The sequence below is a fragment of the Nocardioides cavernaquae genome (assembly GCF_003600895.1).
Lineage (GTDB): Bacteria > Actinomycetota > Actinomycetes > Propionibacteriales > Nocardioidaceae > Nocardioides > Nocardioides cavernaquae.
The window spans coordinates 1,421,612-1,435,178 of sequence record NZ_QYRP01000002.1 but is presented as its reverse complement, the minus strand read 5'-3'; the positions used below and the strand labels follow the sequence as shown (position 1 = coordinate 1,435,178).

The 13,567-nt window shown below is 69.7% G+C and carries 17 protein-coding genes and 1 tRNA gene; 10 read left to right on the top strand and 8 right to left on the bottom strand.

All coding sequences use genetic code 11. The features are described 5' to 3' along the window. Nucleotides 1-42 precede the first annotated feature (42 nt). Nucleotides 43-318 carry a hypothetical protein gene (locus tag D4739_RS07000; protein WP_120059897.1) on the top strand — a complete coding sequence of 92 codons (276 nt, stop codon included), beginning with the start codon at nucleotides 43-45 and terminating at the stop codon, nucleotides 316-318. 90 nt (nucleotides 319-408) lie between these two features. Here the strand turns inward: D4739_RS07000 and D4739_RS06995 are convergent, their stop codons facing one another. Then, a complete protein-coding gene (locus D4739_RS06995; protein WP_238473548.1) occupies nucleotides 409-1,347 on the bottom strand; it encodes a siderophore-interacting protein in 939 nt (312 codons plus the stop codon). A 155-nt stretch (nucleotides 1,348-1,502) separates the two neighbouring features. Between D4739_RS06995 and D4739_RS06990 the strand changes: the two genes are divergently transcribed. Together D4739_RS06990 and D4739_RS06985 are read left to right on the top strand one after the other, a co-directional pair. Continuing rightward, nucleotides 1,503-2,198 carry a DUF2470 domain-containing protein gene (locus D4739_RS06990; protein ID WP_120059896.1) on the top strand — a complete coding sequence of 232 codons (696 nt, stop codon included), beginning with the start codon at nucleotides 1,503-1,505 and terminating at the stop codon, nucleotides 2,196-2,198. Between the two features lie 59 nt (nucleotides 2,199-2,257). After that, nucleotides 2,258-2,710 (top strand): SRPBCC family protein, encoded by a 453-nt coding sequence (locus D4739_RS06985; protein WP_120059895.1) that lies wholly within the window; start codon nucleotides 2,258-2,260, stop codon nucleotides 2,708-2,710. An 11-nt stretch (nucleotides 2,711-2,721) separates the two neighbouring features. On the opposite strand, the gene D4739_RS06980 is transcribed toward D4739_RS06985, so the two are convergent. Further along, nucleotides 2,722-3,360 (bottom strand): NAD(P)-dependent oxidoreductase, encoded by a 639-nt coding sequence (locus tag D4739_RS06980; RefSeq protein WP_120059894.1) that lies wholly within the window; start codon nucleotides 3,358-3,360, stop codon nucleotides 2,722-2,724. 115 nt (nucleotides 3,361-3,475) lie between these two features. On the opposite strand from D4739_RS06980, the gene D4739_RS16675 reads away from it, so the two are divergent. Next, nucleotides 3,476-4,333, top strand: coding sequence for a helix-turn-helix domain-containing protein (locus D4739_RS16675; protein WP_182920335.1), 858 nt, complete (start codon nucleotides 3,476-3,478; stop codon nucleotides 4,331-4,333). On the opposite strand, the gene D4739_RS06965 is transcribed toward D4739_RS16675, so the two are convergent. Beyond that, a complete protein-coding gene (locus D4739_RS06965) occupies nucleotides 4,314-4,955 on the bottom strand; it encodes a Pr6Pr family membrane protein (protein ID WP_120059892.1) in 642 nt (213 codons plus the stop codon). The genes D4739_RS16675 and D4739_RS06965 overlap by 20 nt on opposite strands. Before the next feature lies 1 nt (nucleotide 4,956). Continuing rightward, entirely contained in the window at nucleotides 4,957-5,532 is a 576-nt protein-coding gene (dcd, locus tag D4739_RS06960; protein WP_120059891.1) for a dCTP deaminase, read from the bottom strand. A 93-nt stretch (nucleotides 5,533-5,625) separates the two neighbouring features. Here dcd and D4739_RS06955 point away from each other — a divergent pair, with 93 nt between their 5' ends. Beyond that, the gene (locus D4739_RS06955) at nucleotides 5,626-6,408 is read left to right on the top strand and encodes an SGNH/GDSL hydrolase family protein (RefSeq protein WP_220699252.1); all 783 of its coding nucleotides are present in this window, start codon (nucleotides 5,626-5,628) and stop codon (nucleotides 6,406-6,408) included. Nucleotides 6,409-6,447: 39 nt separating this feature from the next. Beyond that, nucleotides 6,448-6,523: transfer RNA gene (locus D4739_RS06950), tRNA-Gly, on the top strand. Here the strand turns inward: D4739_RS06950 and D4739_RS06945 are convergent. Continuing rightward, nucleotides 6,512-7,606, bottom strand: a complete 1,095-nt coding sequence (locus D4739_RS06945; RefSeq protein WP_120059889.1) for an alanine/ornithine racemase family PLP-dependent enzyme — start codon at nucleotides 7,604-7,606, stop codon at nucleotides 6,512-6,514. The genes D4739_RS06950 and D4739_RS06945 overlap by 12 nt on opposite strands. Continuing rightward, nucleotides 7,603-8,754 (bottom strand): N-acetyltransferase DgcN family protein, encoded by a 1,152-nt coding sequence (locus D4739_RS06940; protein ID WP_182920334.1) that lies wholly within the window; start codon nucleotides 8,752-8,754, stop codon nucleotides 7,603-7,605. Before D4739_RS06940 ends, D4739_RS06945 begins: the two co-directional genes overlap by 4 nt. Before the next feature lie 161 nt (nucleotides 8,755-8,915). Here D4739_RS06940 and D4739_RS06935 point away from each other — a divergent pair, with 161 nt between their 5' ends. Continuing rightward, nucleotides 8,916-9,800, top strand: a complete 885-nt coding sequence (locus D4739_RS06935; RefSeq protein ID WP_120059888.1) for an NAD-dependent epimerase/dehydratase family protein — start codon at nucleotides 8,916-8,918, stop codon at nucleotides 9,798-9,800. A 21-nt stretch (nucleotides 9,801-9,821) separates the two neighbouring features. Then, nucleotides 9,822-10,424 (top strand): hypothetical protein, encoded by a 603-nt coding sequence (locus tag D4739_RS06930; RefSeq protein ID WP_147384836.1) that lies wholly within the window; start codon nucleotides 9,822-9,824, stop codon nucleotides 10,422-10,424. On the opposite strand, the gene D4739_RS06925 is transcribed toward D4739_RS06930, so the two are convergent. Beyond that, nucleotides 10,405-11,367 carry a sterol desaturase family protein gene (locus tag D4739_RS06925; protein WP_120059886.1) on the bottom strand — a complete coding sequence of 321 codons (963 nt, stop codon included), beginning with the start codon at nucleotides 11,365-11,367 and terminating at the stop codon, nucleotides 10,405-10,407. The two genes, D4739_RS06930 and D4739_RS06925, sit on opposite strands and share 20 nt — an antisense overlap. 82 nt (nucleotides 11,368-11,449) lie before the next feature. Between D4739_RS06925 and D4739_RS06920 the strand changes: the two genes are divergently transcribed. Continuing rightward, on the top strand, nucleotides 11,450-12,064 hold the full coding sequence (locus D4739_RS06920; protein ID WP_120061768.1) for a TetR/AcrR family transcriptional regulator: 615 nt from the start codon (nucleotides 11,450-11,452) through the stop codon (nucleotides 12,062-12,064). Nucleotides 12,065-12,081: 17 nt separating this feature from the next. Beyond that, nucleotides 12,082-12,705 carry a DUF2461 domain-containing protein gene (locus D4739_RS06915; RefSeq protein ID WP_120059885.1) on the top strand — a complete coding sequence of 208 codons (624 nt, stop codon included), beginning with the start codon at nucleotides 12,082-12,084 and terminating at the stop codon, nucleotides 12,703-12,705. Between the two features lie 85 nt (nucleotides 12,706-12,790). On the opposite strand, the gene D4739_RS06910 is transcribed toward D4739_RS06915, so the two are convergent. Next, on the bottom strand, nucleotides 12,791-13,567 hold the full coding sequence (locus D4739_RS06910; RefSeq protein WP_120059884.1) for a hypothetical protein: 777 nt from the start codon (nucleotides 13,565-13,567) through the stop codon (nucleotides 12,791-12,793).

Sequence of the window (13,567 nt, the reverse complement as noted above, 5' to 3'; positions counted from 1 at the left end):
CACTCGGCGTACCAAGAGCGGGCATCGGTCGTTGTAGCAGGCATGGAACTCGTCCTCGCCACCCTCGACGCCGTGGCACTGCGTGACCGTTCGCTGCTCGCGCTCCACTCGACGCTCGGGCTGGACCGCGGTCTCGAGCTGCTCGAGCGGGTGGTCCTGAAGGACCCGGACTCTGAGCTGTTCCACTCGGGCCGGGTGATCGCGATTCAGTTCCAGCTGAGCGACACGGTGTACACGTTCCAGATCGGCATCCAGCTCCCGCCGGAGATGGCCGCGTCGAAGCTCGCGGACGCCAGCCACTCCGCCAACAGCCACTGACTCAGCGGCTCCATCACCGGAGCACCGAACTTGCGCCGTGTCGACGCCGAACTCGCGCCGTGTCGACGCCGAACTTGCGACGTGTCGACGTCAGGACTTCATGGACACGCCGACGCGCCAGTAGCCCATGAAAGCCACCTGACGACGGTCGACGCCGAGGTCACGCACCAGGTGCCGGCGCAGGGCCGTCACCATCGCCGACTCGCCCGCGATCCACGCATAGAGCCCGTCGAGGGCCTGCGCCTCCTCGCCGGATTCGGGGATCGCCTCGCCTGACGACGAGTAGGTCGGGGTCTCCCACAGATCCGGGTCGATCTCGTCAGGATCGACCGCGACCGCAGCCACCGGCGCACCCAGGTGACTGGTGACCGCAGCGATCAACCGCGTACTCCGCTCTGCCCCGTTGCGCGGCAGCCAGGTCACGGCCACCCCCGGAGGAGCCGCCAGGGACTGCATGTCGCCACTGATCGGCACCTCGACGTACGCCGCGCCGCGGGCCGTGTCGGGGAGGTCGGCCAGGATCGCGGCGATCGCGGGAAGTGCTGTCTCGTCCCCGACGAGGAGCAGGCGGGAGGACGACGCGGGCGGGGCGAACTCGATGCCGCCGTAGGCCACACCGCGTCGGGGGCCCAGCAGGACCAGGCGGTCACCGACGCGGGCACCCGCGGCCCAGAGCGAGCCCGGCCCGCACGGCGGCTCGTGCAGCGCGATGTCGACGACCACCCGGGTGCCCTCACCCGCGCCGAGCACCTCGCGGACGGTGTAGGTCCGCATGGCGCCGCGCTCCTCGACCGGGCGGTCCAGCCAGGTCCCGAACCAGGAAGCATCCGCGCCTTCGAACGAGGCGAGCTCACCGGCTGCGTTCGGGAAGACGAGCTTGATCCGCTGGTCGTAGAGCGGTCCGTCGACCCCGAAGTCAGCAAGGGCGGGCGAGGCCAGCTGAACCCGGACGTACGACGGCGTGAGCCGCTCGACCACAGCCACCTCGACCTCGATCAGCAGCATCGGCAGGTCATGTGTGGTCGTCATGCGAGTCCCTCCAGCGGGAAAGGCGGCCCGGCCGGGGGTGGCGCCCCGGCCGGGCACGAATAGGGGCACGGACCGGGCCAGGCGGGACTTCCCGATGGACCAAATCCGAGTTAGGTGATACTAACTTAGGTAAGCCTAACCTTCTGGAGCCCACAATGCCACGTCCGGTCTTTCCCCACTCGCCACCAGGGCGGTCCGCAGCCGAGCACGCCCGCGACGTCCTGGAGCGCTCCGCGTCGGCCCACGTGGTCTGGCTCGATGCCCGCGGTCGCTGCTCGGGACGCATCCCGGGCGTCGTCATCGACCCGTACGCCGACGAGGCCGCCACGCGCGCCGTCGTCGAGATCGCGGACGCCGCACCGCTCCCGCTGCGCGACCGGATCCGCGCGCGCCTCCGCATCCACGGGCACGCCGAGTTCGACGAGGGCCGCGACGGACTGCTCCGGATCCGCCCGCTCGCCATCTCGCTCGAGGTCGACGGCCAGGACATCCCGATCTCCGCGAACGACCTGGCGACCGCGGAGCCCGATCCGTTCGCCGAGGTCGAAGGAGAGCTCCTGTCCCACCTGGTCACCGCCCACCCGCGTGAGTACGCCGCGCTGCGACACCTGCTCCCGGGCGAGCTCGCCAAGGCTCACGTCGTACCTCTCGCAGTGGACTCGCACGGCCTCACGTTGCGAGCCGAGCTGCGAACCGGCCACCGCGACGTCGTACTCGCGTTCGGCCGGCCGGCCGCGACGGGCGAGGACCTGCGGCGGGAGCTCGACCTGCTCGCGCGGCGGACCGCCGACGTCAGCGCTGTGTTCCGCGCGGGTCCTGCCGCCGCAAGGATCTGCGACCCGGAGCTGTGATCAGAAGGCGATGCCGGGAGCCGACCATCGGCAGGTCGGGGCGGGACTAGCCTGACGCCATGCCTCACTTCGAGACCCAGCGCGAGATCTACGTCGCCGCCGCGCCCGCCACTCTCCACGCCACCCTGAACGACTTCCACACCTGGCACACGTGGTCGCCGTGGGAAGAACTCGACCCCCAGCTCGAGCGCACCTTCTCCGGCTCCGCGACGGGCCTCGGCTCGCACTACGCGTGGGTCGGCAACAAGAAGGTCGGCGAGGGCAGCATGGAGATCACCGGCTCCACGCCGGAGCGGATCGACATCGACCTGGAGTTCCTCAAGCCTTTCAAGGCGAGCAACAAGACGGTCTTCGAGCTGCGCCCCGAGGGCGACGGCACCCGCGTGGTCTGGTCGATGTCCGGCGAGCGGAATCTCGCCTTCGCGGTGATGGGGAAGCTCTTCTTCGACAAGGCAATCGCGAAGGACTTCGACAGGGGCCTCGCGAAGCTCAAGGCCTCCGCCGAATCCTGACCGCCGCCAGGTCAGTAGGCGACGTGGAAGCGCGCGTTGCGGTGGGCGGGCTCGACGATCTCGTCGACGAACGCCTTCGCGTAGTCCGCTCCACCGATCGCCGAGTTGCCGGCGGCGTCGGCCAGCAGGACGTCGTCGGAGCTCCGGTAACTGCCGGTCGCCTCCCCTTCAGCCCACGCGCCGAACCCGGCGGCCGGGCTCACGTAGAACCACTCGAGCGAGCCCTCGTGGGCGCGGAGCCGATCAAGGACGGCGCCGTGGGCGAGCGCCTCCGGCTTGTACTCGGCCGGGAAGGCGTCGGTGTCGACCAGGCGCGGGCCACCGTCGGCAACCAGGGTCGAGCCGGCTCCACCGACGAAGGCAAGGCGGGTGCCGCTGGCCTCGGCTGCGGCGATGACGTCGTCGAGTACGTCGCGCAGCGCGGGCTGGCCCGTCGCGTGAACCGCGACGGCGAGGACGTCGTTGTCGCCGGCGAGCTTCTCGATCAGCACCTGGTCGGCCAGCGAACCGGCGATGTGCGTCGTGTCGGCGATCGGCGCGATCGGCACCGAGCGGGAGACGGTGGTGACGTCGAGGCCACGGGCAGCGGCCTCCCGGGCGATGTGCGATCCGGCGTATCCGGTGCCGCCGATGATTGCGATGGAGGTCATGGGTTCTTCCTCTCAGGAAGGTTGGGGAGGACTTGCAGCTGGCTTGCTGATGACAGTGATTCTGGTCCGCCCGAACACCACATTCACGGTCCCCAACAGACGTAGAGTGGTGAATATGCGACACGCGCCGATCGCGCCCGTTGCCTACCAGCCACCCGAGGGCAAGGCCGGCGAGGTCGAGGCGATGACCATCGAGGGCATGCTGTCGCGCGCCGGACGAGACGCCTTCGAGGACGTCCAGCGGCCCGAGTTCCACTTCCTGCTGGCTCCCTCGAGCGGGCACGGCACCCACATGCTCGACTTCGCCGACCATCGACTGGAGCCCGGGTCCGTGCTCTGGGTCCGACCGGGTCAGGTGCAGCGCTGGGGCGACATGTCGGCGTACGACGGGCGGGTGGTCATCTTTCCCGCAGGCCTGCTCGACCGGGCCACGTCGGAGCTGACGGAGGCTGCCTCGCCTGCCGGTCCCCGCTGGTGGGCACCGACGGATGCACTCGCCGCCGGGGCGCCGGTGCTGTTCGACGAGATCGACGAGCTCGCCAACGACCGTTCCATCTCACCCGAGCTCCGCGCGCCGGCGCTCACCCACCTGCTCGCCGCACTGCTCCTCCGCCTCACCGCCCAGGCGCGGACTCGGCCGGATGCGCCCAGCGGATCCGAGCCGTGGCTCGCCTTCCGCGAGCTGCTCGAGAGCGAGCACGCGCGCCACCACGATGTCGCCTGGTACGCCGAACGGCTGGGCTGGTCACCGCGCACACTCGCCCGCGCCACGAAGACCGCGACCGGCCGGACCCCGAAGGAGCTGATCGACGAGCGCGTGGTGCTCGAGGCCCGCCGTCTCCTGGCACACACCGACCTCAGCGTGGCGCGGGTCGGCGAGGCGATCGGGTTCGACGACGCCTCGAACTTCGGCGCCTGGTTCCGGCTGCGTGCCGGTCAGACACCGGCAGCGTTCAGGAGCGCTGCGCGCTGAGCCGGAGGTCGACCCGCGCCGCACCCCAGGCCAGGGCGAGGAAGAGCACAGCGACTGCGCCACAGGTGGCGAGCACCGCGGGGTAGCCGTGAGCATCGGCGTCGAGGAACGGGTAGGGGTAGAAGTCCGTGGCCGCCCCACGGACGAGGGTGTAGACGAGCCAGAGCACCGGCGGGATCACGGCCCAGCCGACCTCGCCACGTCGCACACGACCCCGCAGGCCGACCGTCAACCACGCCGCGACCGCGAGCAGCGGGACCACCACATGGAGCAGCTTGTCCGCCCACCAGTCGGCTCCATCGAGCGACAGCAGCGGCCGGAGCAGGAACCAGTGCACGATCCCGGTCACCGCGATGCCGATCAGCGCATCGACGTACAGCACCCGGCGCAGCCGGGACTCAAGCGGCGTGCTCGACAGGGCGACAGCCCAGGACGTGCCCGCCACGAGCAGGTTGGACAGCACCGTGAAGTAGCCGAAGAAGCGGATCACCCGCTCGCCGCGCGCGGGCGGATCGACGTCGTCGAGGACCGCGTGGCCCTGCCACACCAGCCAGAACTGCAGGATCAGTGCAGCGCTGGCCACCAGCGCGACGACCAGGTGGGCACGCCGCGCGGTGAGCATCTCAGATCTCGGTGCGGTGGAAGCTCTGGAACGAGCGGGACGCCGTCGGGCCACGCTGGCCCTGGTAGCGCGATCCGTACTTCTCCGAGCCGTAGGGGTGCTGCGCGGGCGAGGAGAGCTTGAAGAAGCAGAGCTGGCCGATCTTCATGCCCGGGTAGAGCTTGATCGGCAGCGTCGCGACGTTGGCCAGCTCAAGCGTCACGTGCCCGGAGAAGCCCGGGTCCACGAAGCCGGCCGTCGCGTGCGTCAAGAGCCCCAGACGACCGAGCGAGGACTTGCCCTCGACGCGTGCGGCCAGGTCGTCGGGCAGGGAGACGACCTCGTAGGTCGATCCGAGCACGAACTCACCCGGGTGCAGGATGAACGGCTCGTCGCCCTCCACCTCGATCATGTGGGTGAGGTCCGACTGGTCCGCCGCAGGATCGATCGCGGGGTACTTGTGGTTGTCGAAGACCCGGAAGAACTTGTCCAGCCGGAAGTCGATGCTCGACGGCTGCACCATCGCAGGGTCGTAGGGCTCGATGACGATTCGCTCGGCATCGATCTCGGCCAGGATGTCGCGGTCGGAGAGCAGCACGCTGGCACTTTAGTCGTACGCCGCAGCGTGCGGCAGGCGGCTCAGCGGCTGGGCACGCGAATCCGTCACGGCGCACCCGGCATCATGGACGCCGTGACCTTCCACCGCTACGTCGCGCTCGGCGACTCCTTCACCGAAGGCGTCGGCGACGCCGACCCGTCCCGCCCCAACGGCCTGCGCGGCTGGGCCGACCGGGTCGCTGAGGTCCTGGCGACCAGGACCGACGACTTCGGCTACGCGAACCTCGCGATCCGCGGCCGCAAGCTCGGCCCGATCCTGGCCGAGCAGCTCGAGCCGGCACTGGCGCTCAAGCCCGACCTGGTCACGATCTACGCCGGAGCCAACGACATCCTCCGGCCCGCCGTCGACCTCGACGCCCTCGTCGCGGCGTACGACGAGGCGCTGGGCAAGCTCGTCGACACCGGTGCCAAGGTCGTCGTGTGGACTGCCTACGACGTCGGCGGCTCGAAGGTGTTCGGTGCGCTGCGGGGCCGGTTCGCGCTCTACAACGAGCTGGTGCGCGAGGTCGCCGACCGGCGCGGGCTGACGGTCGTCGACTTCTGGCGCTTCGCTGAGTACCGCGAGTGGCGGATGTGGGACGAGGACCGGATGCACATGGGCCCGGCCGGGCACCAGCAGATGGCGATCCGGGTCCTGGAGACGCTCGGCATCGAGCACGACCTCGAGCCGCTCCCGCTCAGCGACCCGGGCACCACCCACGCCAAGGCCATGCTCCGCGGCCAGGCGCTCTGGGTCCGCGACCACGCTGTGCCGTGGGTGCAGCGCCGGGTCACCGGCAAGTCCTCCGGTGACGGCATCGAGCCCAAGCGCGCGACCCTGCTCCCCATCTCCGCTCCGGCAACCGAGGTCCGGTAGCATCCACGACGTCCGCTGCGGTTGACCGCGGCAGGGCAGGCGGATGTAGCTCAGTTGGTAGAGCGCGACCTTCCCAAGGTCGATGTCGCGAGTTCGAGTCTCGTCATCCGCTCCACGTTTCTCGCCGCGTCTCCTCAACGGTCACGAACGGCGATGCAATGGCCTGGACCAGCCCGCCGTACCCGACCGCGAAGCGGACCTCGTCCCCCGGCTCCAGCCGGTGGTCGCCCTGGTCGAGCACCAGGTGATCGCTGCTCATGCCGAGGATCTCCATGCCGGCGGGCGCGACCAGCCCGTCGAGCAGGACGTCCTGTCGCCCGAGGGCAAGGATCACCTGGCGGAACGTCCCCCGCCGCGATGCGGTGCCGACAATGGGGACCAGCTCGCCGTACGCCGTCTGGCCGAGCGAGCCCCGTGGACCCGCCTGCTTCACGCCGACCTCGATGACCTCGGCCACCAGCTGGAACGCGTCCGCGTGGAGTCCGGGGAGCACTGACCGTTCGAGCGGCTCGGTGCCGAGCAGGATCGCTTCGCCGAGCCGGAGGTCGTTGATCCGGCCAGGGTCGGAGCCCGACAAGGCCCACGGCAGGTTCGCGGAGTTCCCGCCGGACACCACGGTCAGCCGCTGACCCGTGGACGACTCGACCTTCTCCACCAGTCGGCTCAGCTCGCCCATGTTGGCGTCGTCGGGGACCACGCCGCTCTGACAGGCGAGGTTCGTGCCGATGCCGGACAGCCGCAGGCGGCGACGGCCGCGGGTCTCGCGCGCCAGCTCGACGACGGCCGCCGGGGAGACGCCCTCGCGCAGGTCACCCAGCTCGACCATGAGGATCACGTGATGCGTGCGCCGCTGGTTGCGCGCCGCCAGGTCCAGGGCGTCGAGGACCGTCAGCCCGGTGTTGAGCGATGTGGTCGCGCTCCGGACCACCCGCTCGACCTGGCTCAGCATCGGGGACCGGATCAGCGTGCGTGACGCTGCTTCAGGAGTCCCCTCGGCCAGCCTGGCCAGGTTCTCGATCCGGGAGTCAGCCAGACCGGACGCGCCACCGCGCATCATCGCTGCGCCCACGCCGGGAGATCCCAGTGCTGCCTTGGTGACACCCGTGACCCGGATGCCGCGCGGGTCGAGCTGCTCGACCAGGTGCCGCGTGTTCGCCTCGATCTTGTCCAGGTCGACCTCGAGCCGCGGCGTGGTCACGCTGTCCGGGACACCCTCGGTCGGGAGAGCGCGGGGAAGGCCCGAAGGACCAGGTCGACCAGCTCGGCGCCGGGCCGGGTGAGCGGATCGGTCACCGGGAGGGACAGCTCGAGGCGGTGCTCCGCGATCGCGCTGTCGATCTCGTCGGGCTCCATGCCCTCGTGGTTGATCGTGACGCCGATGACCCGGGTGTCCACGAAGGACTCGATCAGGGCGATCTCGCTGGCGACAGTGGGGACGGCCACCATCGGGAAGTCACCGAGGACCTTGCGCATGGGGGCGTGCTGGACGATCACTCCAGCGGGCCGGCTGCCGCGGAGGATGTGCGCGCTGGTCAGGTACGCCGGGTGGCTCAGGGCGCCCTGCCCTTCCACCACGATGATGTCCGGGTCCTCGATCTCGAAGGCGGTCACGACCTGGTTCTCGACCTCGCCCGAGCAGAACTGAGGAACCATGGCGTCCAGCGCGACGCCGTACCTTCCACCCTGGATCAGGGTGGTCTGTCCCGTGCCGACCAGGACGGCGTTGATGCCGTGGTCCTTCAGCGCCTGCACCAGCAGGGTCGCCGTGGTCCGCTTGCCGACCGCGCCGTCCGTGCCGAGCACGGCAATGCGGGGACACGTGACGTCGAAGATGCGTCCCGAGAACAGGTGCAGGTCGCGGGTGTGCGGCGGGCGCCGGATGTCGGTGATCGTCACCTGGGCGAACGCAGCGGCAGCAACGAACTCGACGTCATCGTTGAGGAACTCGTGCAGTCCGTTGATCACGTGCATGCCGCTCGCAATACCCGCGAGAAGCACCACACGCTGGTCCGGGGACAGCAGCCCGTCCGCAGGCGCCAGCCCACAGATCAGGTAGTCCGGCATGTCGCCTGCGTGCGCGATGGCGTCATCGAGGCTGGCCAGCACCGGAATGCCGTTGGGCGTGCCGTCGAGGAACGTGCCTGAGTCCTGTCCGGCAGACCGGCTGTCGATGACGCTGAGGATGTCGTACTTCTCCGAGTGGCGGACCAGGCCGTTGGCGGTCTTGCCGTCCTGCTCGCCGAACTGGCCCTCGCAGTAGACGACAGCGCGCACACCGGCGGGCAGCGCAAAGGCTTGCGCCAGGTCATGGGTGTCAATTGACGGTGCGTCGAAAGGCGCGAGCATGGAGATCCTCTGAGAAGTCCCAGAGGAGGCGACGGGCTTCGTGGCTGGGGTCGAACCCAACGGTCAACGATGCGTCTGCCCTGAGGAACGGCAAGATTGCCGCTTCATCGACGGTAACAGCCGCGCAGGCCATTCATGGCTTCGCCGATACGATCCACCCCATGTCGAGGTCACACGCGCGCACGGCGAACCCCTCGGCCACAGTCCTGATCGTCGGTTGTGGTGACCTCGGCACCGAGGCTGGCCTGCGCCTTGCCGCGGCCGGCCACCGCGTCGTCGGCTGGCGCCGCTCACCGGAGAAGCTGCCTGCCGGGATCGCGGGCGTTGCCGCCGATCTGACCCGCGAGCTCCCGCCCGTTCCTCCCGGCACCGACCTCGTCGTCATCGCCGTGGCGGCTGACGGGCACGACGAGGACGCCTACCGCGCGGCGTACGTCGGCGGGGTGGCGCGCGTGCTCGAGGCACTGTCTCGCGATGGCGTGGTCCCGCGGCGCGTGCTCTTCGTGAGCTCGACGGCGGTCTACGGCAGCACCTCGGGCGACGTCGACGAGCAGACGCCGGCCGAGCCCACCGCGTTCAACGGCCGGGTCATGCGCGAGGCAGAGCTGCTCCTCCTGAGCCGGCTGGAGGGCACCCCGACGGCCGGCATCGTGCTGCGTCTCGGTGGCATCTACGGCCCCGGCCGCTCGCGACTGATCGACCAGGTGCGGACCGGCGAGGCCCGGGCGACCACGCGGCGTACGACCCGGATCCATCGCGACGACGCGGCGACCGCGGTCGTGCACCTGATCTCGATGGCTGACTCGCCGGAGCAGGTCTACCTCGGCGTGGACGACGCAGCCGCCACCCAGGCTGAGGTCGTGCGGTTCCTCGCGCGCGAGCTGGGAGCCCCCGAGCCGCAGACCGCGGAAGCGAGCAGCAACCGCGGCGCCGATCGCGCGTGCAGCAACGCGCGCCTGCGGGCGACCGGCTGGCAGCCCACCTTCCCGACGTACGCCGAGGGCTACCTCGAAATCCTCTCCGGCGCCGGTATCCGTCATCCGTGATGCAGCCCTACGCTGGCCGACATGTCTGGAACGTCCATTTTCCGCGCGTCAGTCGCCCTGACGGCGGCGCTCGCGATGAACGGCTGTGGTGACACCAAGCAGACCCCGCAGCAGCTGCCCTCCACAAGCCACAGCCAGTCACCCTCGCCGGCGAATCCTCACGGCGAGGCCTTGAAGTGCCTCGTCGAGGGCAGCCCGTGGGAGGCGGACACGGAACGCTTGGCCCGCGAGACCGTGGAGCGGATCTCGATGGGCCAGCTGAAGGACTTCCACACGACGGGAGCCGCGACGCTCACCGTCGATGAAGAGCTCCGTGCCCGCTACGCCCAGGACACCACGACGACCGCCTCCATGGACTTGCCTGCTGGCCAAAGCCTCACGAGCGTCGTTCACACCAAGGGCACCGTCACCGGCACCTGGACCGAGGAGGACGGCAAGCTGGTTCCGACCAGCGGCTGGGACAGCACCCTGACCAGCACGCACACGACCACTGGTGGGGGTCAGAGCTCAACGGCGACTACCCAGGACGACGGCATCGACAAGAAGCCGGTCACCTTCACCTGCACCAAGGACGCCCTGACGCTGACGATGCAAGGATCGAAGTTCACGATCCCGTTCCGCTGAGCGACTTCGCTCCGCGGGCGTCCTGAAGCTGGCGGGCCGGGTCGTTGCGCGCCGGCAGCTGCGGGCGGCCGTCGACCGGGTTCCAGCCCGGAGGGCCGAAGGCGTAGCCGAGCTTGGCGCGCAGGCCCTGGGCAGTCCGGACGTCGCGAGCGATGCGGGCGTACTCGCCGTACTGCAGCTCGAGGAGGTTGTAGGTCTCCACCTTCCAGGTCAGGCCGTAGCTCGGCGTGAAGACCTCCTCCTGGAACGTGCCGAACAGGCGATCCCAGACGATGAAGATGCCGCCGTAGTTCTTGTCGAGGTAGATGTCGTCCGAGCCGTGGTGAACGCGGTGGTGCGACGGGGTGTTGAGGACCAGCTCGATCGGGCGCCACAGCTTGCCGACGCGCTCGGTGTGGCTGAAGAACTGGTAGACGAGGTTGAAGCCGAAGACCAGGTAGATGGCGTACGGCGGGACGCCTAGCAGCGGGAGCGGCAGCCAGAAGAAGAACTCGAACCACGGGTTCCACTTCTGCCGCAGTGCGGTGCCGAAGTTGAAGTACTCACTCGAGTGGTGAGCCTGGTGCGCGGCCCATGCGATCCGGACCTCGTGGCCGAAGCGGTGGTTGCAGTACCAGGCGAAGTCGACGACGACCACGAGTCCGACCCAGAACCAGACGTTGTCGGTGGGCAGGTGCCACGGCGCGACGGTCTCGTAGAGGAACGCGAACACGACCAGGCTGAGGATCTTGAAGACGACCTGGAACTGCAACGCGACCGCGCCCATCGAGATCGACGTGCGGGTGTCGAGCGCCGAGTAGCCCTTCTGGACCGCGTCGCGCTGGTCGTTCTTCGTGTCCCACCAGAAGAAGGCAACCTCGATCGCGATGCAGGCCGCAAAGACCGGCAGGGCATACAGGATCGGGTTCTGGGCCGTCTCCCACAGGTACGTCACGAACTCCACGCCATACTCCTTTTGACCGATTGGTAACTTACTATCTGGTCAACTGACTCGGGTCGTCAAGCCCCGATGATTGGATGTGCGCATGACCACAGTCGGCACCAAGCGGGTCCCCCGCCCCGAGCGCGAGCAGCAGATCCTCGACGTCGCGGCGGCCGAGATCGGCCGGGTCGGCTTCGCCGGGCTCTCGATGGCCGAGGTCGCGGCCCGCGCCGGAGTCTCCAAGCCACTGGTCTACGGCTACTTCGGCACCAAGGACGGCCTGTACGCCGCGTGCGTGCGGCGCGCGGGCGACGTGCTCACCGAGCACATCGGCGCCGCCATCGCCGACGCCGAGGTGCCCCTTCCGGTCATGGCCGAGCGCACCCTCGAGGCGATCTTCACCGCACTCCAGCCGCGCCCCCACGACTGGAACGTCATCTTCGACCAGACCCTGCCCGAGCACGGCGAGGCGGCAGACGCGGCCCGCGCGGTCCGACGCCGCATCGCCGGCCAGGCCGCCACCGGCGCCTCCTCCGTCGTCGCGGGCGACAGCAGGCTCGACCAGCTCGACGTCTCGGCCCTGACCGAGGTCTGGATGGGGCTGGTGACCGCGTTGGTCAACTGGTGGCTGCGACACCCGCGGCAGACGCCTGCGCAGATGACGGAGCGCTGCCGGCGGATGATCGCCACGGTCGCCGACGCCGGCGTCGATGGCTGAGTCGTAGGCTCACGCTCGTGACGTTCACTGGTTTTCCCGTTGCTGCGCTGGACTTCTACGACGACCTCGAGCTCGACAACACCAAGTCGTTCTGGGAGGCCCACAAGCCGGTCTACCTGGAGTCGGTCAAGGCACCGATGGTCGCGCTGACCGACGCCCTCGAGCCCGAGTTCGGCAAGGCCAAGGTCTTCCGCCCGTTCCGCGACGTGCGGTTCGCGAAGGACAAGACGCCCTACAAGACCAGCCAGGGTTCCTTCACCGGGGCGGCCCCCGCCACCGGCTGGTACGTCGAGGTCTCGGCCCGCGGCGTACGCATCGGCGCGGGGTTCTACGAGGCCAGCAGCGAGCGGCTCGCCGCCTACCGGAGCGCGGTCGACGACGAGCGCCGCGGCACCCAGCTCGCCTCGATCATCAAGGCGCTCGAGGCCGGGGGCTGGGAGATCGGCGGCGACCGCCTGAAGACCACCCCGCGCGGCTACGACTCCGACCACCCCCGCATCGAGCTGCTCCGCCACAAGTCACTGACGGTCGGACGCACGCTCGGCTTCGAGCCGGTGATCCACACGCCCGAGCTGCTCGACGTCGTACGCGCTGACTGGCGGACGCTGCGCCCGCTGGTCGACTGGGCCACCGCGCTCTGAGGGGACCCTGTGCGACTGGCGTGCAACGGATGCACGCCAGTCACACAACATCGCGTATGCCGCTCGAATCAGGGTGCCGCCCGGATCAGGGTGCCGCCCGGAACCAGTCAGGGCTGATGGCGATCTCCTGGAGCTGTGCTGCGGTCAGCACAGGCTGACGACCGGGCACGAACGCCACCTCGGTCTCGGAGATCGGCCGGGCGTTGAACGCGATCAGCCCGACGACGTAGCCGTCCGTGGTCCAGAGAGTGACCTTGACCTGTCGGAGGGGCTCCATGCCGGGCTCGCGCTCGGTGGACGTCACGGCACGGAAGTAGCTGCCGTCCGTGAGCCGCGTGCACGCGTCGTCCCGGCCGAATCCGCACTCGTCGCGGGCCGTCGACAGGACCGACCCGAGCTGCTTCGCCTTGTCGATGTCGGCCTGGCTGTGCAGGACGCCAACCGTTGCCTCCACCGTGCCGCCCGCAAAGACCACGCGGCTCGCCACGTCACCCGGCTCGACGCCAGCATCGTTCGCCGGCTCGCTGAAGCTGCCGTTGGGCAGCAGATTGACCAGCGTGCTGGCGCCCCGGTCCGCCTTGATCGGGACGCGGTCACCAGGGACCGCATCCGGAACCACGGCGACGCTCGGCTGAGTGACGGGCCCAACGCTCGGCGGGCCCTCCGTCCCCGCCGGCAGGAGCTGCGGCACGGCAACGGCAGCGAGCCCGACGAAGGCGAGCGAGACCACCGTCGTGCCCGCGATGTGGCGTCGGCGCAGCGAGCGGCCACGCGAGGCGGCCCGGGCAACCACGCCGGTGGGCGGTTCGAGATCTGAGGTGGCGGAGCGGAAGAGCTCGGCCACCTGGGTGTCGTCAGTCAT